Here is a 25583-nt window from a genome sequence, read left to right on the forward strand (position 1 = left end):
TCGACGAGAGAGGAGAGTTTGTGGATAGCGATAGATCTGACACAGCACATTTCATGAGGAGTAAGCTACCACGCCCTTCAGGGCGTGGCATTCAGCGTGGACTCCTGTTCTAACTGCTCAAAGCAGTAGGCGAATACTCGCCGCTCACGTTCAACATCCCGCTGTTCAAGCGCACGCCTACGGGTGCGCCTCCACGCCCAGACTTTTGCTGGTCGCGGAGATACTTCAAACCGATATTCTTCGCCGCATTGTAATCCGCGTGAACATCGTACCCGCACTTCAGACAACCGAACTCGTCCTGTCCGTTGTTGTGTGGGCGATTATCCTCGTGGGTGAACCCACACTTCGAGCAACGCTGGCTCGTGTACGCCGGATTAATCTGCTTCACCACAAGTCCCTCCGACTCAGCCTTGTACGTGACGTACTCGTAAAGTCGGTGGAACGCCCACTTGTGAACTGCTTTCGCGTAAGGCAGGTGTTCTCGGATGCCTTTGAGTTGCTCGAACACGAGATGCGTACAGTCGTTTTCGAGAGCTTCCTCCACGAGTTCGTTCGAGATGGTGTGAAGCATCTGCTCGAACCGCCCGGTTTGCTTTCGACCGACTCGCTGAACGTTCTCGTGTGCCCACCGAGTCCCGGTCTGTTGCAGTGAGCCCCGTTGCTTCTCATATTCCCTGTGCCAGTGATTGAGTTCGCCGCCGTTCCAGAACTTGCCGGTTGAGGTGGTTGCGATGTTTGTGATGCCGAGGTCAACACCAAGGACGGAAACGTGCTTGGCATCGCCTTGTTCGGTCTCATCGTTCTCCACGGCGGGCTTTGTCCGCACATGAAGGTAGAAACAGTCCTCAACTGTGTCGTAGTGAAGCGTGGCTCCCTTCACGTCGTAGTCGTCGTTGAAGAGGTACGCCGAATGTGGCGTCTCTCGCTGTTCGTCGGGGAGGACGAAATCGACGGTGACTCGTCCGTCGATGGTGGCGAGTGTCGCGTGGTCGTCGTTGACGGTGACGGTTCGTGCATCATAGCTGGCGAACCGTGACGAGAAGTGTGGCTTCGACGCTTTCTTGCCTTGTGACCATCGTTTGATAACGCCTTTGACGGCTTCTGCGGCGCGGTTTCGTGCGGCTTGCACGAGGTTCGCCGGGAGCGGCGAGTCGTCTCGAACGTCGTAGTAGGTAAGGTCGTGGAGTTTCTGCTTGCTGGTGATTTTCCAGTCAGGCTCCCACGCTACGTTGACGACGTAGTTGGCGGCATCGAGGAAGTGGTCGGTTGTCTGGTGGAGAAGGTCAGCGGCACTCTCGTTCACATCGAGTTTGATGGGCACGGTTCGAGTGCTTGAGTCCCCCACCATCGGTGCCTCATATGTAGAAGCATGTATTTATAGCAGTTCGGATTAGCGTGGGGAGTCGGACTGCTATCGAACGTGGTTTGTGTCAGTGTTGTCGGCTTCTTCCCGCGCCTAAAGTCGCGGGTTTCCGCCTTGCAGTTATTATGAAGAACACCCTCTCACCCCTATCGATTTGTTCTACCCACAAGGAGGGGTGGGTGACTTAATCCAGATCGCGTTGTTACTACCTCTATATTGAGTATTTCATTGAATCAGTTGTTGTTCTTCCCATCTCTTCTTCTTTCTTCTAGTTCTAGCACTAGTCTAGCTAGAGTAGACACACCCCTATCGATTTGTTCTAACCGATCGAAGTCATTCGGTTTAACGTCTATCTACATACTTAAACAAGTATCTTCAGTGTGGATACGGACGGTCTCAATTTCATCGGTACAAGACCTTAGACGCCATTCTAAACTCACTCGATCTCCTCTATCGATTTGTTCGATATCAGTGTCACCTTCCGAAAATCGATACAATAGAGGTTAAACGAGAGAAATGCCGTCAGAGATTATCAGCGGTGAGGCACCCCCATTATTTTCATCGGTGTGAACTACTCCGCCCTACTCGCCGTCAGAGACGGCTCCTTGAGGACGGGGGCTTACCGCCCTCAATTTCAGCTAAACCTCGCCCTGTGGTGCTCTTTCGTACGAGAACAAATCGATAGGGGTGACTCTGTGTCTGTACGTGGTTTCGGAAAACAAGTCGAGAGGGGTGGGGGTCTTCCTTCCCACTACAACTGGATAAAACGCCCATGATCGGTTCGCTCACAATATCGGGTCCTCCATTACCCCCACAGCGGTTTTCCTGAGTTACTCCTTGATTCCGCGGACATCGACATCCAGCCACTCGAGGTTGCGATCCTCAAACGCATCCTTCACCTTCTGCGGGTTAACATCATCGCTGAACTCGTGTTCATTCCACTGTCCACCGCCTACGCCTTTGTTGTGATCGATGGTGTTCACAAACCCAAACATCACCAGTTTCGAGAGATGATTGAACATTCCGCGTTGAGTGAGCGGATCCTTCCCGGTCGTCGTATTATAGGAATGAACCACACGGGAGTAGGCAGCGTGAATCGTACGGGTACGAGCTGGCGTGAGGCCTGCCTTATCGAGATGAGCGAGCGCTTTTAGAATGTAGAGCTTTTCATCGTCCTGATCGACGATCGATTCGACGATATTGCCATACTCCAAGTCCTTGTCGGCCTGCCGAATATGACTCTCCTCGACCTGTTCTGAGCCGTTTTCTTCAGCAATCTCTGCCGATCGGCGGAGGAGTCGGATCGCTCGACGAGCACTCCCTGACGCCTCCTGATACGCGAGGGCTGAACAGAGAGAGATCGTCTCCTCAGTGTAGGCACCCTCGTAGAGAGCAAGCTTTGCACGAGCGCTGAGAATGTCCGAGAGCTCCGTTGCGTTGTATGCAGGGAACTTGATCTCGGTTTCACACAGGCTGTCTTTCACCTTTGGAGAGAGGTTCTTTCGGAAGGTGTAGTCGTTACTGATGCCGATGACACCAACGCGGACGTTTTCGACATAGCCGATGTCACGAGAGCGTGGGAGTTCGTAGAGGAGCGTATCGTCGTTCCCGATTTTGTCGACTTCGTCTAAAATCACAAGGACGGTTCCCTCAAGATCGTCAAGCTCCTCGTACATGATATCATAGACGTCCTGTGGGGCATAGCCAGTCCCTGTGATTCGATTTCCTTTATCTCGGAGTCGATTCACGATCCCCACGGCAACTTGGTACGATGATGTCTTATGGTCTCCCGTTGTGAAATTCTCGCAGTTAATCCAGACGACGTTGAGGGTAATCTGCTCGTTTTCGGGAAGTTGTTCGTTCTTCCGCTCAATGTCCCGTTCGAGATTTTCCCGGAGATACTTGGTCGCCGCGGTCTTCCCCACGCCCGTATCGCCGTAGAGAAACGCGTTCTGCGGTGGTCGTCCCTTGTAGATGGGTTTGAAAACACTCGTGTACTGCTGGAGGACGTCGTCCCGACAGAGGATTTCATCGGGAGTGTAATCTTCTTCAAGTACGTCGGCGTTCCTGATTAGTTCGACATCATCGGCGAAGATTGAATCGACATCATCCATGATAGGAAAGATTGACGTATCCATCAACATTAATCTTTCCCGAGTTTCATGAGTTTCCTGAGTTGCCCAAAAACCTCTCCTCTCACACAGCGGTTTTCCTGAGTCAGCGCTATTTTGTCCGTACGGCGGTGAACGTCGCCAACTAAGCAATACATATAAACAAACGACATCCTAGCGACAGCTAACTCAGGAAAACTGCTGTCAGACACTTCCACGTCTGGCGTTTTCCCCATAATCGTCTAGCGGCAACTACTACTACTACCGTTACAGTTATGATAGCTAGTAGTAGTACCGTAGATTCGACTTGAAGTGAACGCTGTCTGATTTAGTGGATAACTCGGGAAAACTGGTGTGTGAGGGGTAGAACCGTCTCTGGTACCCCCATCTTCATCTGGCCAACTCAGGAAAACTGCTGTGTGAGAGGGGCCGTAGATACGACCTCGGTCAGGTCCCGTCACCCCATCCAATTCACATTTCTCGATCAATCTCGAGCTTTCGCATCGCCCGCTCGAATACGTCTGGATGGCGATGGGCGAGATTCTCGAGATGGTTCCGAATGGACTGGGCCGGATTGACGTCGACATCATCTGTGTCCTGGAGTTCACGCCAGAACTGATGCATTTCTTCGCTCACGGAGACACCAATCGTATGGTCCTTCACGCCAGTGTTGAGTGCGTCGTAGTAGGGTTCGGTATCGAAGTCCGACGAACTTTGTCGGTCCACTCGGTCTTTTTCCTCCGCTGCGTCATCCATCGCTTCGCCGAATGGATTGTCGTCGCTCATATACCCTTATTCTTAAGCTTAATATTAAAGATATTCGTCTAACGTCTCGTCCGTGATCTGGACGTCTTGTTCGGCTTCGAATTGCTGCGCACCAGCCCGGAATGCATGATAGCACTTCTGCCGAGTATTACGGGGCGTCCCATCGCTGACATCGACGACGGTCTCGATGGCACTTGCTGTGTAGGGATCGGACGGATATCCAGAATCGTACTCTTCCTCGCGGGCCCAGGCAAGCCACCTGGCGATGAGTTCTTCCGTTTCTGCGAACCCGAACCGTTCCAGCGTCCGATCCTTCGCGACGAGTCGCGAACTGAGTGTCTCGCGCAGTTCGTCGATTCGATCACCAGCACGCTCTGTNTTCGCGACGAGTCGCGAACTGAGTGTCTCGCGCAGTTCGTCGATTCGATCACCAGCACGCTCTGTTCCGAACAGGAAGAGAATGAAAACAGGTTCACTTTCTCCGAGGTCACCGACGCTCTGAAGCGCGGCTAGTAGCTGCTCGAAGGTCCGTGTATTCCGAGCTGCATCCTCAAGCTGATCGACCTGAATAATACACGCGATATCGAGGGCCTCGAGCTGGTCGGCAACCTCCTCGACAATCTGTCGAACTTCGTCTGTGGCGTGAGGATACGACTCTGGAATATCGAGGTCATCGTACTCATTGAGCTCGTCGAGAAGGCGCGTATAGAAGCGACGTGTCGTGATGGACTCCACTTCGCGTATTCGAGCGACTCGGAACTCCTCGCTCCGAGGACCATCTGAAAGAGCATCGTACACGAGATCACGGAAGTGAGATTTCCCAGCGCCCCGTTCATCGATGATCGAGATGTGGCCTGCTCGATTTAGGATGTGGCTCGCAACCTCATTAAGAAGATCTTGATTCGCACGTACCGCTATACTCGCGTCAGGAAGTGTCTCAGCTGTGAATGGAATCCGATCTGGCTTGATTCCGAGTTGATTCGCATAGGCTTCCTGTGCCTCCTCTGTTTTATCGAGGGCTTCTGTGAATTGATCGCTCATAGTGGCTCCACATACTGAACCGACTTAAATCTAATTTGAATCTTAATCTTAAGATTAAGATATTCATTTCGGTTACTCGGCGGATTGAGTATCTATCGAAATCGGGATATCTGGAATATGAGGCCGCTAATCCTCTGGGAATCTCAAGTGAGATCACTGGTTCTGAGTACGATATTAGAGTGGCTTAACCAACAATTGGAGTATGAGCATTAGCTACGTTGGTTAATTCGGAGTGGTTTGTCGTACTTATGTTGAACTGGAAACATTGATATGATCTCACATAACAGTCAACCGAATGGGAGTTACGTTCCTCCACACTGCAGATTTCCATCTCGGAAGTCCTCTCCGCGCTGTGGAAGCGGCATCTGAATCATTGGCTGAGCGCCTGCAGCGAGCGACGCACGAAGCCCTCCGTCGAGTCATCCAGGTCGCACTCGACGAGGATGTCGACTTCGTCGTTGTCGCTGGCGACCTCTACGATCAGCAAGCGCGCTCCGTCTACGCGAATGAATTTCTCGTCAATCAATTCGAGCGGCTCGAAGACGCCGAGATCCCGTGTTATGTCGTCCACGGGAATCACGATCCATTAGGAGCAGGGGCAGAGAAACTCCCCTTACCCGAGAACGTCCACGTGTTCGGTGCAGACGACGTCGAGACGGTCCTGTACCCGAACGACGACGAGCCGGAGGCTCGCATCATGGGCCAATCCTATGGAAGTCAGTGGGAGAGCAACTCTCTGTACTATCACTACACACCGCCAGACACAGCAATCCCGAATATTGGCCTACTCCATACAGGCCTGAATCCGGATGGTCGACGGTACGCCCCCTGTGGACCAAGCGACTTAGCACAAAAAGAGATCGACTACTGGGCGCTCGGGCATATTCATACACCACGGCTCGTTGACGGAGCGCCAGCAGCGTACGCTGGTATACCACAGGGACGAAATATTGGCGAAACTTCCGTCGGCGGGTGTTTGCTCGTCGACGTGGATGCAGGTGGCGACCCTGACATCGAGTTCGTTCCAACGAGCCCCATCGTCTGGCAGGAAATCGTGGTCGACCTCGGCACTGCGAACACAGACGACGATGCTCCCCTTCGCAACCTTGCAGATGCGGAAGGGTACCTCGAGGAGCGTATGTTAGACCTTCGGGTAGCGGACCAGGACTCTCTCACTGACGCCCTTCCGATGCCGGTGGCTGAAACTGATTGGATGCCAGAGGGGTTTGTATGTCGATGGACGCTGACCGGCCGTGGAGAGCTGTCTAAAGCGCTCAATGAGGAAGCAACGGATGTGCTTGCCAACCAACTGCGGGATCGAAGCAGTAGTGGCTCACCCTTCGTGTGGACCGAATCTGTCCGTGATTACTCTGCACCACCGCTTCCAGACCTTGAGACGTTAGTAGAATCGGACGAGATTATTAGCGAACTCGTTGAGCTTTCCAACGAGATTCGAGGGGACGACGCGGCACGGGCTGAGCTGCGAGCGAAAACAGGTGACGTCTGGAAGTGGCGTACGGACGAAGAACACGAAGACGTTTCAGAGGAACGGATTGCGTTGGACGACAAACGACTAGATGACCTGATTGACCGCGCCGTCACTCGGTCAATCGACGAACTTGCGACACGGAGGGACAATGCGAATTAAGAACTTCGATCTGGATGATTTCGGATGCTTCAGGCGAGCTCGACTCCAAAATGTCGATGATGGATTGACCGTCATCGCTGGCCCACAACGAGCGGGGAAAACGACGTTTATGGAAGCGGTTCGCCATCTGGGCTATGGGATTTCTCGTGGTAATGGTCTCCCGCCAGCAACGGACCAGTATGACCTCACGGCCGACGTCGTCGTCAACGGCGCTGAATACGAGCTGGCACTCACTGGCTATGGTGATCCTGCACTAGCGCCTGTCAATGGTGCTCCCGATCGAGTACTCTCGGATGTGTTCGGCAATCTGGGGTCAGCACAGTACCAGCAACTCTTCACCATTAGTCTCGACGAACTCCGGCGAATGCCAACGAGTCTTGATGATGACGTTAGCCTGTCTGCAATCTTACTCGGTGCGGCGTATGGCGACGTTCTCAAAATCCCTCAGATTCAAGACGTATTCAGCGATCGGGCGAAATCGATCGGAGGCAAACACGGACGCGATGTCTATGACCTCAAGGAGCCAATTAATGAGATCCGGTCGGGAGTCGATGCGCGAGACGACGCCGTCGCCCAAGTCGACGAGCACGATCGGAAGCAGGCTGCTCGTGGCGATGTGAATTCTCGCATCACGGAACTTGATGAGGAGATTGCTGATCTAACAACGGAACAAACCCGCCTCAACACGGTCCTCACGGAATACGAGGAGTTCGAGACGCTTCAGGAGCTGAATCTCGAACTTGATGGGGCTGACCTTGACAAAGTCGATGCGTTCCCGACAGACCAACTTGACCGCGCTCGGCAACTGCAAAGTCAGCTGGCGGAATGGCAGGAGGAACTGACGACTGCGGAAGAAGAGTTCGCTCGACAGGTTAGTGCGGAGGACCACGAAACGTATCGCGACCGGGTACTGGATGCCACGTCTACGATACGGGCGTACAACAGGGAAATTGCTGGCTGGCGTGAGCGGGTAAATTCAGTACAAGAGCAACTGTCTGAGCTTGCGAAAGAGCGTCGAAAACTTCGCTCCCAGGCTGCGGACTTACAACCTGGATGGGATAGCGAATCCTTGCTTGACCGAATTCGTGATATTGAGACCGATCTGTTCTCTCGCGATGAAGTTCGGTCGATTACGCGCTCCTGTGAAGATCTCAAATCCGAATTAGATGAGGTTGAGCGCAACCTGAACGAGAAAACGGCTCGTCACGAACAGCTGGAACAGGAGATTGACACTGCAACCGACTCATCATCTGAGGCGTCTCACACACTTCGTGACCAGCTTCCCGTCGCTGCAGGTGGGACGGTAGTCGCGCTGATTGTGGGGAGTGCGGTGGGTGTTGTTGGTGGTGCGATTCCTGGTGTCGTCATCACGCTCGTGATAACCCTGATCGTCGGCACGTATGCCGCGTCACGGCTTGAATTCGAGTCCCCTGAAGTCGATGGCGTATCTGTCGAGACGCTTCGAGCAGACAAACGCAGCCTGACTGCCGATATTGAAGGACTGCGCTCTCGAAAAGCGGGTCTCGAAACAGAGTATTCGACCGCGACCGAGCAATTGGACTCCCTCCGAGAGAAGCTCGGACTCTCAAACGACACGAGTCCTGCTGCCGTACGAGAGTTCTATGCTGACATCTCCTCGCTCCGAGGCGATCTCATGACGCTGGAAGGAGACGTCGAAGCCCTCGATGAGAAGGAGGAAACCCTCCGTTCAGACCTCGCAGCAGTCGCCGATACCATGTCCGAACTCGGTGTTTTCGATACTGACGATATCGACCCGCTCGAAGACGCAGAGAAATTGTTCGCGACGGTCGAAAATACCGAAGACGACCTCGACCTCGCACAGGCGGTTACAACAGCCCAACGGACCGTCACCAGTCACAAAGATGACCTCCGTGATCTCTTAGCCGAGTGGGACGATGCACCAGATCTCACCACTGCTGATTCAGCTACTGTCGTTCGTACGGCCGACCAGTTCCTCGAACGCGGTGAGAGGGTCACTGAGCTCGTGGAAGCGCGGGAACAGCGCGACGAGATTCGCGTCCGACTCAAGCGCCGACTGACGGCGTCAGCCATCGAACCAGCGTTTGAGTCGTACCGCGATTCAGAGGACGACGATGACGACTGGGCGCTTGCTGCGTTCGAGTGTGTCGTTGAGGAGCACGCTAATAGAAAGGCGATCGAGGAGCGACTCGATACGATTGGGGAAACCATCGAGAGCCTTGAAACGGAACGATCGGAGTGTGTTGAAGACCGGGTTGAACTCACGAAAGAACTCGAAGAGCTCGCCTCCGATGACGATGTCCGCGAGGCACATGCGACGATCGAGGCGGGGCGACGTCGACTCGAACCGCTTGCCGAGGAGTATGCGACGTCTCGCATCGCCGAGTACCTGCTGAACGAACTCCACGAACGATTCATTGACCGGACAACTGGGCCACTTCTCGACGAAGCCAGCGAGATTTTCGCGCGAATCACCGACAACGCCTATACCGAGGTCGACTCCACGAACGAGTTCGACAATCTCGACTTCCAGTCGGTGCTCGCTGATGGCCAGACACAACGTACCGCGGAATTATCGCGAGCCACTGCCGAACAGCTGTTCCTCGCGATTCGCCTTGCTCGGATTCGTCGCCATGAATCGTCGCTCCCCGTGTTGCTCGATGACTCGATAACAAACTTCGACCCCGCTCACCACGTTCGAACGCTGCAGACGATCTCCGAGTTGGCGGATACGAACCAGGTTTTCCTGCTGACGTGCCACCCGGAACTTCTTGAACGAGTCGATACGCACACAGATAGCGCCCAGTACTGGAGTCTTGACGATGGCCAGTTCGATGGGCCCTACTCTGAGCCGGACGAACCCTGCGGACTGCTGGAGCCAACCTGGTCGTAGCTATCCAGATTTGTTCTCTGCAAGCTCCTTCGCCCGGTGCAGTCGTTTCTGGAGGTCGTCCCGAGGTGAGGAAGCGTTGTTGAGATAACGCTCGATGATTTGAACCTCATCGTCGTATCGGTTCTCCTTCCGATAGACGATCGCAAGATGTTTGTAATACCACGGTGCCGGATCGCCCACTTCAGCCTGTTCTGTTTGCTCAATACACCAGAGAAGCAACGATTCGGCTTCGTCGTGGCGCTGCTCTCGCTTTAGCTGTTTGATCGTATCGACTGCATCGGTATAGTGATTAAACGAACCGACCGAGGAAGCCGTCGCTGAATCCTTCTTTGGGCTATCATCTCCGTTGCTTCCGAGTGCACGCAGTAATCGGCGGAACATGGTTTCTCGCGTTATATCTTCCTCATCGTATAGTCGTGTGGTAAACTACCCCACCCTACCCGGAAGGTCTATCGGTTCTTCATGCGCGAGACCGGGGACGAGAGTTGGGGAGAGCAGCAAACACGCAAGAAAGTAGTATCGACAAGTAACCCACCTGCGACCGGTTCTTTGGCGGAGTTCAGAACCGAATTGAGAACTTCTACAGGTTCCTCCAGTTCGTAGCAAGAGAAGTTGGATTGGACGGACCTTCGTTTAACGACTTGGATCTGAAATAGCGGAGGGGATCATGAGAGGTACCAAACTTTGTCTGTTCAAGCAGACTGGAGCTTTTGTCTCCGCCTACCGAAGCGGACTGACGGGATACGCAGCAAGATCTTACGGCAGGTTACTTTAGCCGTGAATATCCATTCCTAAGAAAATAATTATATCCAGAAGATATATATTTACGAACTGTCATTGACTACTATATGGCATCTGTTGAGCAACAACAGCTCGGAGATCTCTTCCCTCGGTCTGTATTTGAGATACCATCATACCAGAGAGGATATTCATGGACGGAGACACAAGTACGAGATCTATTGGAAGACATCGAGTACTCGTTTCAGGAACGTAGTTCGGGTGCTGGCGACAGTGAGTTCGTCCACTACTTTGGTACCGTCGTTCTTCAGAACAAGGGTGTTGAAAAGGGACAGACGGAGACCTTCAGTTCCTATAACGTCATTGACGGTCAACAACGAATAACGACCGTTTCCGTGTTGATGGGGTGTCTCTACGAAGAGCTACAGAATATAGCCCAGAGAGACATGAATGAAGATCACCAGGTCCCACCAGATCGGTTGGCGCAGGACTGTCGAGACGACTTTATCTGCAAGCACGGAACGATCAGATTGTCTCTTGATTCGATCAACAATGAGACGTTTGAAAATCTCGTTGTACACAATGACTCAACCAATACCGTTCCAGGGGAGAACATCGCTCAGCGTCGTCTTATTGAGGCAAAAGAGACCATCAGAAAGTGGCTTGACGAGAAAAAAGAAGGATATCGGGAAGATAACCTGGATGCTGATGAATATTACCACTTTCTGAAGGAACTGGGAAGAACTATACGAAATTCTCTCGAAGTCACTACATACGTTATAGAAGACGAAACAGAAGCAGGTAGATTATTCGAGGTTGTGAATGACCGAGGAAAGGATCTCACAACGCTAGACCGCATCAAAAGTTATCTCGTATATTGCTCGTCACGTCACGACGATAGCGACCTCTCCAACAAGGTCTATCGGAAGATGGGTGAGGTGATCCGAAATATCACAGAACACGGGGGATCAGATGAGGACTTGGAAGTATTCGTCAACAACCACTGGATGGTCTTTACCGGTGAAGTCAACCGTTTCCGTGGCAAGGAATACAACGAGATACACAGGCGGATAAAGTATCTTGAGAAGCACGCTCAAAGGAATCTTAGTCAGGATTCGATGCGGGCATGGATAGAGGCATATTTAGCAAGTATCACAGCCTGCTCCGAAGCATATGCGAAGATAGAGAATCCGAATCTGATCCGGGGTGATATTGAGTATGCTCAATCGATAAAGAGTAGTCTTGATGCAATCAACCAGATGCCGGTTTCCACCAACTTCTACCCCATTCTCATGGCATCTCTCTGTCGGTTTGGCATTAGCGAAGAATTTGACTTGATAACTAACCTCTGTGAGAAATTTTCATTTCGAGTATATAATGTTGCAGACAGAAGGGCAGACGCTGCAGGCAACCCTCTCCGACGAAATGCTTACTGGATTGAGTGGGCAGGCAAAAACGAACAGGCAAGCGAAGTATTCTCTGGAGAGGAGACACCCATCTGGTACGACAACATTGACGAGGCCCTCTCAGAGGCTTGCAAAATGTTCGAGACACAGATGGGCAAGCACTGTACTGACTCCTACTTCCGAGACTGCCTGACGAGAGATGATATTTTCGACGGAGCAACAGAGAATGATGGATGGACGGGTGTAAGAAACAGAGAAGCAGTCCGCTACCTCCTCTACAAGTATGAAAAGCACCTCCGGAAAGAAGGAGTACATTCGACGATCACTCAGATACCCAGTTTCAGTCAGTGGAAGCAAGAGGGTATCACAATCGAACACATCTATCCGCAGACCCCAGAAGACGACAACGATGAAGGGCTTGATGGCGTAGTTCACTCGTTAGGAAATCTAATCCTCCTGGGTCCAAAAGATAATTCGGGGGCAGGGAACCTGAGTTACCATGAAAAGTACGAGAGCATTTACACTGGCTCAGACATGCGGATGATAGAAGAGCTACCGACCCCCGATGAGGGCTGGGGAGTAGAGCAAATCCGTGAGCGTCGAGATAAAATCGTGAAGTTTGCCTTAGAGGAGTGGGGCAACCTCAGCAGTGCCTATGTACACGTTAGCAGCGTGCCCGACAATATGGACCAGGATGATATTGCTCAAGTCGCCCATGATATCCGCTTGGATTGTAGTACCAGGAAGCACTTCAGAGTGCCATCGGTCCGGTTCAGTCAGCACGGTGTCAACGGTGAGGATGGATGGGAAATTGTGAACAGCTGTCCGAATTGTGATGGTACTCTAGTCAAACTGAAGTCGACAAATGAATGGAATGCTGAATGTGATGGCTGCGGTGCGAGGCTACCGGACCCAGTGTTCAAGTTCAGGAAAAGCGACTACATTATAACGTAACTGAGCGAAATCCATTCCGACATATATAGAAGTCTTTGATTGGTTTGACATCAACGGATTAAATATTTATATTGCTGGTGTTCAGCCCGGGTACAGAAGCCCCCAAAATCGCAATGCGAGCTGGCGAACACCATTGGGAGCTCCGCTGGTTCAGTTGTATGACATAGCTTCCCAAACTATGGGTGTAGGTTGTAGCATCCTCTGTCGGGTTCTTCATTGACCGGCTTGGCACTCTGTTCTCTTCTTGAGCTGGGATATTCTATCTCAAGTCTGCTGAAGACTTATCAAGTGTGATGTAGATAACGGTACTATGTCTGCAGTTGGTCACTTGGTGACAGAACTTCCTGGGGTGCTTCATCTGTTCTCTCCAACTGGACCCCCACTTGAGGAGCGAGTCGCACCTATCTTCACCGAGTGTCTGAGTGAACACGATGTCAGCGATATCCTTGTGTTGAAGCGGTTTCCAACTGGCATCGAGACGTTTACCGATGTCTTGGCGACTCACGTCGACTCCGTTGAACGACCAGAAGTGATGTCGCTCACGCGGTTCGCACGGACAATCCTCGAATCAAGCCCAGAGAACCCGACACTCGTCTCTCAGCATGAACGTGCTGCAGTTCTCGCGTCGGTCCTCTCTGGGTACGAATGGACCGACTTGTTTCTGCAACAAGCGTCGGCATTCGATGCCTTCGAAGACGACGTCGGCCGTTTCACCTTGGCAGCAGCGTGGCAAAACCAGGATGTGGATACGAACGATCCCGCGCTTGCTGAATTATTTGACTTCACAGCTCATCTACAGGAGGTTCTTGCGACGAACGAGTATGCTGAACGTGCGAGCATCATCCCACGAGCGTTAGAGTACTTGGAAGCGGAGACCGCACCTTCGCCAATTCTCGACCGGTTCGATCTGATTCTGACAGTAGAGGTCGAAGAGTTCTCCGCCCTGGAACGCCGATTCTTGGCAGCCGTGTCGACGGACACTGAACTGGTGTGTGTCGGAGAACGACATGGGAGTATTCAGCGGGTCCGGAACGAACCTGGAGACATCACCGACCATCTCCAGATGGAAACCTTCGTCCACGATTCCTCGTCTCCCATCTCGGGCCCTGCCCAGGTAGCAGCGCATCTCGCGACCGGCGAAGCGCCGAAACCGGAAGCTACGGACGGTCTCTTCGAGATAACCGAGGAAACGTTCGCCGACCAGGTACAGACCGTCGCAGAAGAAATCGAACGCCGGCGAACGACAGAGGGGTGGTCGTACGACGAGTTCGCGGTTGTCCTCAAGGATTCGAGTTCCCCTATCCAAGAGACCGTTCGCATCTTACAGCAAGCAGGCATTCCGACAGCGTCGATCACCACGAGTGCGCTCTCTGATGACCCTGCCGCCCGGGAGCTGTATCATGTTGCTCGATATCTTAAGTCGGGCGGAGACGACCAATCCCGAACGCTGCTCGAAGCCAGAGTGCCGGACTTCACGATGATTCTCGACGATGACGAGCTGGCGACTGCATCGGTTTCGGACGCTTTGACGACTTGGGTCCTCGACACTGATCTCAAGCAACGAGTCGCTTCGACCGAATCACGGCTGGAAGCTCGTATCCAGTTCCAGCACATCAAGCGCGTTCTCGACCTCGCACGGTTCGTTGAGGACTGCCCGCTACTGGACTCTTCGTGGGACGCGTTCTGTCAGGCACTGGAGCGAGCATTCCGATACTCCGCGCCCGACTTCTACAGCGAGGTCGACGTGAAGGAGGGTGGGGTCCTCGTCGACTCTGCTCGTGTGGTCAAAAACGCTTCCTGGAAAGCGGTGTTCGTCTTGAACGTCGTCGAGGAGGAGTACCCTGCAGTCCCACGGTTTTCGTCGCTCTTTCCGATTGCGCAGCTCAAATCGCTTCCCGAATATCCAGCTGTCACGAGTCCGACTCGAGACGAGGTTCGTGCAACGTTCCCGACCGCTGACGACGACATCGAACACCCGTTCTCGGCGTACTATACCGAGCTGAGTCGACGGCTCCTCGCGGTTGGAGCCAACGCGGCGACGGATCAACTGTACTTCTGTACCTATGCAGAGAACGCAGCAGATCCAGGAAAGTACAAGCAGCCGTCTCGCTTCTTGCAACAGCTCCGGGATCTGTTCGAGTTCGACTTGATCACCCACGAGGACGTCCATAGCCAGGGTCGTGCTGCAACGAGGGTTCTCTCCAGCGTTGAGCGTACTCTCCAGGACGTACGGACCGCCCCCGTCACTGGCGACGAGGTCGACCTGAACGCGATTGAGACGCAGTTCGGCGCGATTCAGCAGCTGTTGGATGAGACAGATGACCCCGGACTTGAAGCCGCATTCGAAGCGCATGTCGACTTCGCTGAAGGGAGGGTTCGCCGTGACTGATTCCGACTCGTCGCGACCGTTGTCTCCTTCCCGACTGGGAACGTACACTCGGTGCCCGCGTCAGTACGAATATAAGCACGACCTCTCTGTCGAAAACCCCGATCAAACGCGCCAGCATTTAGACCGTGGACTAGCGCTGCACGGCACCATTGAACATGTCTGTGAGACTATGGCTGGAGAGTCGGATGAAGAGATTCGTGCTGTCGCGCTTGATGCCTTCGACGACGAGTGGGACTCCCAGACGAGTCGTACTGAATATACTACTAGTGCCCACTACGAGTATGATGAGCAACTCGCTCGTGCAGCGATTGAGGCCTACTTCTCGACCGGACCCGGAGTCGGTCACGTGCAGGGATCAGTTCTCACGGAAGTCGAACTCGAATGCGAACGAGATGGGATCCTTCTCCACGGGTACGCTGATAACGTCGTCCGTACGGACGATGGCCTTCAGGTCATCGACTACAAGCCATCCGTCAGATACGAACTCTCGACGAGCGACCGCGCAAAGGAAAAGCTCCGCGAGCACCTTGCCGGCGAGGACTATCACCCTCGTCTCGTCAAGAGCGCGATTCAGGCGGCGACCTACATTGAGGGGATTCAGAATACATCCGTTTACGAGCCGGGGATGGAGATCGTCTTCACGTACTATGGGTTGCTTGCCAACACAGATATAGAAAAGAGTACTGCCGGCGTCCAGCCCCGTGTCTCGGGCTATGGTCGCAACGTTGAGGAAACCTACTACAGCGAAGAAGAAACGATCTGGGGACTGATTCAGCGGGCACACGATGGGATCCGTGAGGACAACTACGAGCCCATTCGGTGGGACGCGATCCGCGAGAATGCCTGTGACCGGTGTGATTACCGTTCTATGTGTACCGATGCACTCGCAGAGGAGGTGCAGTTCTGATGTCGCCTTCTCCCTCTGAAGACGACTCCGACGAAGAGCCGTCGCCGCGGATTCCCCAACAGCGCATTATCGAGTCTAGTGAGTACCCAATGCGAGTGTTGGCCGGGGCCGGGACCGGTAAGACGTTCACGATGGTTCGGAAGGTCGAACACCTGATCGACGAACACGACGTCTCACCGGATCGAATCCTCGCATTGACGTTCACGAACAAGGCTGCAGCCTCGATGCGCGAGAAGCTGAATGAGAAGCTTGGCGCACCGGGATATGACGTGAACGCGTACACCTATCACTCCATCTGCCACGATATCCTTCGAGAGTATGCGTATCACGCTGAAATCGATCCGCAATTCGATGTCGTGAATAACGCTGATCGAACTGCCCTCATTCACGAAGCGCTCGACGAAATCACCTATCGATTCACCAGTCCTGAAGTCTACGGTCCCGATTCACATGCCGATGGGGCTGCAGGCAGCCTGCTCAAATTCATCTCCACGATGAAGAGCAAAGGGATCTCGCCGAGTACCATCGAGACATTCCTTGGTGACGCTGACCGACTCCTGGAACTGGAGGCACTTGTCGACCGAATTGTCGACCGGGCGAATGAGACAGTCCGGGTCAGCTGGCGGGCCCCGTCTGCAGACCGCCTCGAAGAGATGCGTGACGGCCTCGCAGACCTCCAACAATCGATAGAAGACGAACGAACCGCGCTCGGCCAAACCGGTGTTGAACAGTCGGTTGCGACGTTTCTGTGTGGCATGGAGGAGACCTGTACCTCTCTCGCAGAGCTATTAGAAACGGAGGAGGCGTCGATCATCGATGATGAGCACAAGCCCGCGTTCCGTCTGCCAGCTTATCTGTTCGGGACGTACGCCAGTCCACCGAGCGGTATCCCCGATTCGATGTCTGTCACGCTCACCGGGAAACTTCGATCGTTCGTCGAGGAATGCCAGGAAGCAGCCGATCTGGTCGCTGGCTATACGGCGTACGAGCAACGCCTTCACGAGGCATCGCTGGTTGACTTTGCTGACTTGATCGGTGCGACGCTCGATCTTCTTGAGGACCCGAACATCCGTGCCGAAATTGCGGGACAGTATGATTACGTGTTCTGTGACGAATTCCAGGACACGGATGCTGTCCAATTCGAGCTGGTCGACCAGCTCGCGGACGATGACAAACTGTTCGTGGTCGGTGATGATGACCAGGCGATCTACGAGTGGCGTGGGGCGGCAGTCGAGAACATCGGGCACCGACTCGAGGAGCGCTACGAGACGCTGATACCAGAAACGCTTGAGGAGAACTTCCGCTCCAAGCAACCGATTCTGGATGTCGCGAACAACGTCATTGCACAGCTAGAGGCCCGTGGAAGCGAGAAGGAACTCACCGCGGTCGGTGACGCTGCGAATGCGAGCGATGGTATTGCGACGATAACGGCAGCAGAGGACGATGAAGAGCAGGCTGAACAGATTGCGACTGCGATCGGCCGTCTCCTTGCAGGGTCACTCAGTGACGTCGATGAAACGTACGGTGCAGGCGATATCGCACTTCTCGTACGGAAAAACCGCCATGCAAAGCCGATTGTACGGGCGCTTGAAGAGCGCGGCATCCCGTATCAACTCGCTGGTGGACTCGCGGCTGATTCGGTTGGTGTTGAGACCGTCCTCGCGTATCTCAAAGCACTCGCGAACCCAGCGGACGAGGTCAGTCTGAATCGTGTGTTGACGATGCGCTATCGGCTTCACGACGTTGACCTCCGACTACTAAACACAGCCTCTGATTCGTTATCGGAGGCATTGCAGTCGCTTCCACTCGACCAGTTTCGTGAGCCAGAGCGCGTTCGTCGTGCCCGCGAAGATTTCCAGGCGCTGCGTGCCAAGCGAGAGATCTACTCCGTAGCTCGTCTGTTCCGTGAGTTGAAGGAGCAGACAAATATCGACTGGTACTTGTCACCACAAGAACGACGAGACCTACGGACCTTGGAGTCACTTATCGACTCCTTCGGAGAGGGGGCGCTCCAGCCAGCATTAGATGAGTCGTTCCTTGAGCTGCTCTCCCTCATGGAGTCACTTGACGATAGTGTCGCTGGCGTACAGGACCAAGCTGAAACAGTGAGTGACGCGGTCAACATCATGACTGTACACAAGAGCAAGGGACTGGAGTTCCCGGTCGTCTTTCTCCCGAACCTTTCTGCTGACCAGTGGGAACCGAGTACGCGCTCGTACGATACTCTCGGCCACACGCTCGAAGAGACAGCTGCTACCCCGCTTGACCAGGACTTCGAAAAGCGTGACGAGTACGAAGCGCGCCGCATTTTCCACGTTGCCATGACGCGTGCGGAAGAACAGCTCGTACTCGTTGGTCGACACGCCGACGACGGCGGAGTTGATGACGGTGATCTCTCGCTATCGTTCATCGACTCCTGGCTTCCCGAGCAAATCCCTTGGCGAGCCACCGGCGCATCCTTCCCCATCTGGCAAGAGGTTACCGCTGGACTTCCACCGACGGCCACAGATTGGACGGACGAGGTTGCTCCGATCGATGGCGGCGTGGATCCGACGATCTCTGTGAACGGCGAATCCGTACCCCAGTCAGTGGCCCGGGACCGCGTTCTAGCACTTGCGCGTGGTTTATTGAACGGGGACCTCGATTCTGTCTCACCTGCAACGGCTGGATTTGCCGTTGAGGCGCTGTCGACGGATGGTGGTCCTGCGCTGAGTCACCGGCACAGCTATACTTCACTCGAGAAGTACAGCCAGTGTTCTCGGCGACACTATCTCGATTATCTTGTTCGTGCATTCGAGGATCCCCAGCGAGGTGACACCGGTTCCAACACCGTGTCGATTCGTGATACGGGTATCCTCTTCCACGATACCGCTGAGCTAGCTGCGAAACGGAGTCTTACATCACCCGAGAAGTGGAACGATGTCTGCGACGAACTCGGCCGCCAGGGGAGTTACTCGGCAGGTATCGTTGATCAGGCTAAGGGTTGCATCGATCGGTACTTCAGCACTGAGGCAAGTTCGTGGGAGATCCTTAGTGCAGAACGGTCATTCACGCTCGACATTGATGGTCATACGATTACGGGGAAAATTGACGCCGTCTATCGCAACTCGGCTGGCAACCTCGTCGTCCTTGATTACAAGGCGACCACGATGCAGCGCTCGCTCGATGACAACCTCCAGTTGCCGATCTACCTGCTCGCCTGCCAACAGCTCTTCGACGAACGAATCGATGAAGCTGGCTATGTCTATGTCGGGTCGGTTGGCCCCGACATGAGTACTCGGACGTTCTCTGATGATGAATTAGCGCAGTGTCGACAAGACCTCCTCACACGGTTACAAGCGGCTGAGGACTCGACCTTTGATGACTATACTGCGGGCGATCACTGCCAGTGGTGTCCTCACCGTAGCCTGTCCTGCAGCCAAACTCACTAAGCTGCTGTCGATTTTTCGACTCACCTCGAACTGGTCATTCGCTATTGTTGTCGACGCCAGCTTAGCCGCAATTCCAATATCGGTTTCAAATCAATTGCTTCGTTAGAAAATATCGACCAAGAAGCACTTAGGAAAGGTCCGTTATCGTCTTCTTGTCGTGGTCTGTGAGGAGCTGGACGTCGTATTCGTCCTCCATCGTAGCAATGTTCTGGAGGAGTTCAAGGGCTATGTTTTCGTTACCCTTCTTGAGGTGGTACTTGGCCTGCTTCCGCTGAACCTTGGCAACGCCTTTTTTGCCATCGTGCCATGGAAGAATCTCCATGTAGTACATCTTGGCTTGGTTGAGATTTGCCCACCACTCGTCGGTGTCACCCTCTTCTTTCCATATCTCTTTGGCAAGCTTCCAGTGTGTCTCTCCGAGTTCCCGAGCCACCGGCTTTTTCTCGTTCTCGCTGTCCGCAAGCTCGTAGGCCTCCTCAAGAAGTTCTAGAGCCTCCTCCAGATTCGCCTCTTTTCCACTTGCTCGAAGTTCTTCATAACGATCCTTGCGTACAAGTTCTTCGCTCCGCCACACTGTTTCACCGTCAAAATTTATTGCACGGGACCGAGAGTCACCATCCAGCAGATACAATACCTCTTCGCCATCGTAATTTTCAAACTTCTGTGGTGGGCTGTTCAGATTGGCCGTCTCGTATTCTGTCACAATTCCCCCTGTATCAACGTCGAAGATGTACACTGTCCGATCTGGGTTGTGGGTCGCCGTTGAAGCGTATCGTCCGTTGTCAGTAATCGCACACCTCCAGATATTTGCGTCGAACCCGTGTTCAACGATCAGCTCACCATTAGAATCGACGATAACAAGCGTCCCACCTAGATCCTGGTCGGTAGCGTCACCGATGTCAGTTACTACGATAGTTCCATTGTTGGCTACAGCAGCATCCTCTACACGAGTGACGCTGAAGGCGTGTGCAACTTGGCCTGAAGAGTTCACTAGCACAATTGGTGCGCCATCATCTGATCTAGAACTGGCATAGAGGCAGTGCCATTCACCATTGGGAGATTCCACCGACTGGAACATCACTCTTGATCCACGGAAGGTACCGGAGATAAACTCAGAATTCAAAGAATCTTCAATTACTATCTCGGGACTCGGTTCCGCTTCCTTTTCCAATTTGGAGGAAGAGCGCTTACCGAATATCTTGTCAAACATTCCCATATGGACTGTTGACAATCCTGGGTGTTTAAACATACTGTCGAAGAAACAGCCCGATATTTTCGACATGGACCATGATCGCCAAGATAACACCCCACCACCAGACCTGATCACAGTGAAGCAGACTGATTGTATCTCTGGCATTCTCTGCCGCTCACTTAACCTTAATCCTAATATTAAACCCTGCTACTATCTCTATTTTAATCTCGGAGCCCCTAGAATCTCGTCCGTCATAGCAAGTTCGAGCGTCCTCAGTTACTCAGGAATGACACCGCTCGTGGATCTCAAAGAGGTAGAAGGTATTCAATGGTACAGGTAGTGGGAATATGAGTTCCATCCCTGTAGTCTGTTCGCTGAGGGCTACTATGGTCGCTCTTAGCTACCGATACTGTTGTAGATTTTGGTGAGTCTATATTGAACGGCGAAGTATGGCGAGGTCAAGCACGCAAGGCTGAATCCCGATTGGTGTGGTATAATCTCAATATTAAGATTAAGAACTCGGATTACTGTCTGAATCCATTTGATAAGGATTCGAGCGAACACTTTTCTATTCGTGTAAATAATTTTGTGTTAACAACTCACAATCCTACTATGGGACTCATTGACCGGCTGTTTGGGAATACTCGTACGTCCGAGGAAGAACCGTCAGAGACGATTCCACAGTACGACTGGAACGATGTTGACGCCCGTTCTGAGACGATACACCAACATTACGAAGATATACCGGAGTCTCAGGCTCAGGAAATCGCTGAAATTCTCTGCAGAAAACTGACCGAGGGCAATTATAGTATGCGAGGAATCGCCGACGAGGTAACTGAGCACACGGGATTGGATAAAGATCGAGTATTCACGATCATAGGATCGGAAAGTGCCGCGATGTCAAACCTGAGACGGGTGCAAAGCTATTCGTCCCGAGCTGATTCCCAAGAGTACGTCTACCAATGGATGGGCCCCGATGATCATCGAACGACAGAAATCTGTGCTGGCATCAAACGAGACATCGACTCTCAAGGTGGGGCTGTTCCGCTCACAATGCTTCAGTCACTTCTCGAGGAGCATGCGAGTCAACACGAGAATGGAACGCCAGAACGTGCATCTGAATTCCTTCCCCACCGTGGGTGCCGTCACGTTCTCACCCGATACGTCGACTTCTGAGCGAACTTAATCTTAATATTATGGTTAATTGGCTTTCTGTGGCGCTGGTTCTTAACCAACGAACGACGCCGAGAGCTTCTCGTTGGTTAATTTATTCGCTCAGTAGATCATCGACCTGCCGCGCAGTCTCTGTAGCTTGGATATCAGAGTAGGATTCGTGGGTTGTCTCGATGCTGGCGTGACGGAGCGCTGACTGCGCGAGTTCAGCATGATCGTTAGCGTAGAGTTCGTGACCCAGTCCTCGACGAGCGCCGTGAGGTTTCAGATAGTCACCGTCGACGACGATGTCGGCATCCTCACAGAGCCGCTTCATCAGGTTGCGTGCTCCGTTCGTCGAAATTGCTGGAGGGACGACACCGTGTTCTCGGAGTACCGTATCGATGTTGTCGCTCTCGAGGATGGTCTCGATCTCATCGTCGGGAACGTCCCGCTTCGACAGCTGCTCGCGTACGGCGCGATATCTCGAGGGAGCGTGTGCACTGGGAAAGGCCGGCTATTCGTCAGTTGGTGGATCGAGGACGGTCTTGTACCGTTCAAGCGCCGTCGCAGCCTTCTCAGGGAGCTGGGCATACTCGTACTCGCATGACCTCTCGAGAACGCGGACGGCACCAGCGTCGAGCTGGACGTCCCTCCAGGCGATGCCAGTGCGTTTCTCGTCGGACGGCTCGGCGAATACCTCTGCTCCACGGACACCCGAGAAAGCCAAGAGATAGACGATTGCTCGGTCGCGGTAGGCCCGTTCGCGAGAGACGTCTGCCTCGTCGTCGAGCGCACGCTGGACTCGTTTGTCGACGTAGCGCAGGATCGTACGCCGTTGTTCTTGTCGCCAGAACTGGCGATCCGCATCACCGAGGTCTTCTGGGAGTTCATCGGTCGCGCGCTTGGCCTTTGCAGGGTTCGTATCCAGGAGTTCGTCAGCGACACAGAAGGAGAGGAACGCACGAACGTACGCGTAGTAGGTCGTCGCGGTGCTCGCTTTCAGGTCCCCGGTACGAACACGGCGCTTGAGGTGGCGGGCGTACCGTCGACAGTCGAGGATGTCCAGCTCCTTGAGGGCCGTTACTCCCCGCTTCTCGTATAGCTAGGACTGCCACGTCACGAGGGTCGACTGGAAGTTCTTCCGGGAGTTGCCAGCCTCGACACTGTCGAGATACTGCTGGATGGCCGTCTCGACCGGCGTTCTCCCGGGTATAGCGTCGCCCTCGTCGAGTTCCATGGTTCGTTCTCGACCGATGGCGGCGACCCACGTAAATTTACTGTGTACAACTCGTCTAATACACAGTAAAATCGAAAATGAAATTCCGCCAAATTCGGCAATCCTGAGCCTCCTAGCACCTAATCTGGCAATATTAACCTGTATGATGATATATGGAAATGAGTGGGTATTGAAGTTCTGCGACTCTATCCCGTGGCCTACAAGTAGGGAAAAGTACAAGTTTGAATGAATGACGAGAGGTAGTTCCTCACGCCGCTCTGTCACCGGTAAGAGTACCGAGTGGATGATTCCCTCGGACCCTATGGTAATCAGGCGATATAAACCGCTGAAATATTTCGCTGATACATTGGAGAACGGTTTCCGCGCAGGTCAAGCTGCTGAATATGAAAAACGGGAGGGACAGGCGTCACAGCCTGCTCGAGAGCGCGAGCGTCATCAGTCACAAAATTCCTCGTCTAAGATACTCAATAATGGAGAAGAAGTCGACTACGCGAGCGGAGTTGAGAACGCTAGGCAGAGTGCTCGTCACAACTACTATGCGAATTGTTGGCGACTTGGGACTGATGAAAACCGAGATATCTGGGAAGAATATGCAGATCTTCGTGAAGGTGTAGCTATTGAGACCACGTACGAGCAAATAGAGCAGCACGTTGCACCTGACGAAGACGACCTCTATATGGGAATTGTCCGGTATCTAGACTACGAGGAGGAGCACACGCCGACTATGGGGTTCTACACGCTATATTTCTTCAAACACCGTGAAATGGATTATGAGCAGGAATTTCGGGTATTGGTAAATCGAGGAGGGAACCCTGTAACGTTCTTGGATGGTCGTGAAACCCCAGAGGAGATGATTCCGGACAATTCGGGTGCAATATTTCTCTCTGCAGATATGGATGCGTTGATAAATCGTATAATTATAGCTCCGGATGCGGATGAAGAGGTTCGGGTCCAAGTTGAAGAGACACTGAATGAGTATGGAGTGTCGGCACCAGTAGTTTCGTCCCAGTTGGCGAATCCACCGACTCATCATGACACATATGATGCTGAGCTAGGTGGTGCGGCTAACTACGGAGGAAGCGAAGAGTACCTAGAGGATTTATTTCACGAGTACGTTGAGGAGACAGACTGGGATGTGTGGAGCACGGTAGATGTGGTCCAGCTTAACCAGAAGGGTAATTTGCACCCGCGTACCATGTTCATCGAATGTTTCCGATATACTGGTGACCCGCCCGATCGTGAAGTATACTGTCAGGAACATCTGAACTACGAAGTTCGTGCTCACCGATATGAGGACGGCGAGTGGGTCAATACATTCTGGAATGATGCTGCCGAAGAGACTGACGGTCTGAACGAGTAGTCTTATTTCCCACCCCTATAACATTCGTTACCGCGTCCGTTCCACCTTCGTAACAGGATATGCTGCCGACGATGATTTGCACTCTTCGCAGAACTCATACTCCCCTTTCACCGCGTTCTGTGGGTCGTCAATAATCAAATCTGCAGTAAGCGGTTCTACTTTTTCGCCGCAACCCATCACTAATTCCACGCCTGGAATTCGAAGTGCCCCATCTACTTCTTCCAGTACTTCATCGGGAATGAAGTGCCACTCCCCAATCGACGAGTCCGGAACGATCGCAATTCCCTCCAACTGCATCGCATCTAACTGTGCCTCTACGGGAATCTTATCCAATACTTCCTTCCGCCTTGGGTCAACATCTAACGTCGAATCAGGACCGATGTTGTATGTCTCAACGATTCTCTTGTCTCCGCGGGATGTAAACTGAAGATGGCCGAGAACGCTGGTAGACACGTTTTCGGTACGGCCAAGATATCGCCCGTTTTTAGTTTTATAGATGTGAACTGCGTTGTCCGGGAACGCGGTAGCAACAGCAGCGTACTGACCATCGGGTGAGATCGCTAACGCTGCAGTGTTACTCTCAAAGGACTCTTTCAAAAGCTGCGTGCCGCTAGAATCGAACAAATAGAACGTATCGCCCCGATCGCCTAGCGCTGCTATCGTTCCATCATTCCCAGGAACCGCTTCCGAGATGCCAGTAACTTCGATTACTTGAACGACCTTGTGGGAGTTAACAAGGCAGATTCCGGCTGGTTCATAACCGCTTGAATATTCCCGTCCATCCTCTGCCCAGCACGCAATGTACTGTCCATCGTCTGATGGAACACCGTAAAAATCTCGACACCTATCCGGGAAGAAGGATCGATAGGATTCTGAATCGAATAGTGCCCACCCCCCGGTCTTGTCATAGATGAGGTCCTTGGCGTCACATATCTCCATACGTACCTTATCGTCTCTCATCTGAATCCCACCATGGGACTCAAAGGGATAATC

Annotated in this window: 16 protein-coding genes; 8 read left to right on the forward strand and 8 right to left on the reverse strand. The window is 53.1% G+C overall.

The annotated features are described in order from the left end of the window. Positions 1–109: 109 nt before the first annotated feature. The 3 genes from C474_RS13620 to C474_RS13630 all read right to left on the reverse strand — a co-directional run bounded on the left by C474_RS13620 (position 110) and on the right by C474_RS13630 (position 4260). Entirely contained in the window at positions 110–1348 is a 1239-nt protein-coding gene (locus tag C474_RS13620; RefSeq protein ID WP_049916995.1) for an RNA-guided endonuclease InsQ/TnpB family protein, read from the reverse strand. An 845-nt stretch (positions 1349–2193) separates the two neighbouring features. After that, positions 2194–3477 (reverse strand): Cdc6/Cdc18 family protein, encoded by a 1284-nt coding sequence (locus C474_RS13625; RefSeq protein WP_152421670.1) that lies wholly within the window; start codon positions 3475–3477, stop codon positions 2194–2196. Positions 3478–3945: 468 nt separating this feature from the next. Beyond that, the gene (locus C474_RS13630; RefSeq protein WP_008387776.1) at positions 3946–4260 is read right to left on the reverse strand and encodes a hypothetical protein; all 315 of its coding nucleotides are present in this window, start codon (positions 4258–4260) and stop codon (positions 3946–3948) included. A gap of 1315 nt (positions 4261–5575) precedes the next feature. Between C474_RS13630 and C474_RS21580 the strand changes: the two genes are divergently transcribed. Both C474_RS21580 and C474_RS13650 read left to right on the forward strand, forming a co-directional pair. Continuing rightward, entirely contained in the window at positions 5576–6928 is a 1353-nt protein-coding gene (locus tag C474_RS21580) for a metallophosphoesterase family protein (RefSeq protein WP_083862032.1), read from the forward strand. Beyond that, positions 6918–9821, forward strand: a complete 2904-nt coding sequence (locus C474_RS13650) for an AAA family ATPase (RefSeq protein WP_083862033.1) — start codon at positions 6918–6920, stop codon at positions 9819–9821. Before C474_RS21580 ends, C474_RS13650 begins: the two co-directional genes overlap by 11 nt. On the opposite strand, the gene C474_RS13655 is transcribed toward C474_RS13650, so the two are convergent. After that, positions 9822–10202, reverse strand: coding sequence for a hypothetical protein (locus C474_RS13655; RefSeq protein ID WP_049916997.1), 381 nt, complete (start codon positions 10200–10202; stop codon positions 9822–9824). It lies immediately after the preceding gene. Between the two features lie 467 nt (positions 10203–10669). Here C474_RS13655 and C474_RS13660 point away from each other — a divergent pair, with 467 nt between their 5' ends. From C474_RS13660 to C474_RS13675, 4 genes are all read left to right on the forward strand, one after another. Then, complete coding sequence (locus C474_RS13660) at positions 10670–12919, forward strand: DUF262 domain-containing protein (protein ID WP_083862034.1); 2250 nt, start codon at positions 10670–10672, stop codon at positions 12917–12919. 310 nt (positions 12920–13229) lie between these two features. After that, complete coding sequence (locus tag C474_RS13665; RefSeq protein ID WP_083862035.1) at positions 13230–15308, forward strand: PD-(D/E)XK nuclease family protein; 2079 nt, start codon at positions 13230–13232, stop codon at positions 15306–15308. Next, positions 15271–16215, forward strand: coding sequence for a RecB family exonuclease (locus C474_RS13670; protein WP_083862040.1), 945 nt, complete (start codon positions 15271–15273; stop codon positions 16213–16215). The genes C474_RS13665 and C474_RS13670 overlap by 38 nt, the downstream gene beginning before the upstream one ends. Next, positions 16215–19646 (forward strand): ATP-dependent helicase, encoded by a 3432-nt coding sequence (locus C474_RS13675; RefSeq protein WP_008387784.1) that lies wholly within the window; start codon positions 16215–16217, stop codon positions 19644–19646. The genes C474_RS13670 and C474_RS13675 overlap by 1 nt, the downstream gene beginning before the upstream one ends. Positions 19647–19773: 127 nt before the next feature. On the opposite strand, the gene C474_RS22130 is transcribed toward C474_RS13675, so the two are convergent. Continuing rightward, a complete protein-coding gene (locus C474_RS22130; RefSeq protein WP_152421671.1) occupies positions 19774–20862 on the reverse strand; it encodes a WD40 repeat domain-containing protein in 1089 nt (362 codons plus the stop codon). 588 nt (positions 20863–21450) lie between these two features. On the opposite strand from C474_RS22130, the gene C474_RS22135 reads away from it, so the two are divergent. Next, positions 21451–22014: a hypothetical protein gene (locus tag C474_RS22135; protein WP_152421672.1), complete on the forward strand. Its 564-nt coding sequence runs from the start codon at positions 21451–21453 to the stop codon at positions 22012–22014. 91 nt (positions 22015–22105) lie between these two features. Here C474_RS22135 and C474_RS23595 read toward each other — a convergent pair whose 3' ends face one another. Then, a complete protein-coding gene (locus tag C474_RS23595) occupies positions 22106–22453 on the reverse strand; it encodes a tyrosine-type recombinase/integrase (protein ID WP_394295425.1) in 348 nt (115 codons plus the stop codon). 642 nt (positions 22454–23095) lie between these two features. Beyond that, positions 23096–23230: a hypothetical protein gene (locus C474_RS23355; protein ID WP_275039815.1), complete on the reverse strand. Its 135-nt coding sequence runs from the start codon at positions 23228–23230 to the stop codon at positions 23096–23098. 301 nt (positions 23231–23531) lie between these two features. Between C474_RS23355 and C474_RS22140 the strand changes: the two genes are divergently transcribed. Then, positions 23532–24590, forward strand: a complete 1059-nt coding sequence (locus C474_RS22140) for a hypothetical protein (protein ID WP_152421673.1) — start codon at positions 23532–23534, stop codon at positions 24588–24590. A gap of 27 nt (positions 24591–24617) precedes the next feature. Here C474_RS22140 and C474_RS21585 read toward each other — a convergent pair whose 3' ends face one another. After that, positions 24618–25550: a WD40 repeat domain-containing protein gene (locus C474_RS21585; RefSeq protein WP_008387792.1), complete on the reverse strand. Its 933-nt coding sequence runs from the start codon at positions 25548–25550 to the stop codon at positions 24618–24620. Positions 25551–25583: the final 33 nt, after the last annotated feature.

It is taken from the genome of Halogeometricum pallidum JCM 14848, assembly GCF_000337095.1.
In the GTDB taxonomy this organism is placed as follows: Archaea; Halobacteriota; Halobacteria; order Halobacteriales; family Haloferacaceae; genus Halogeometricum; species Halogeometricum pallidum.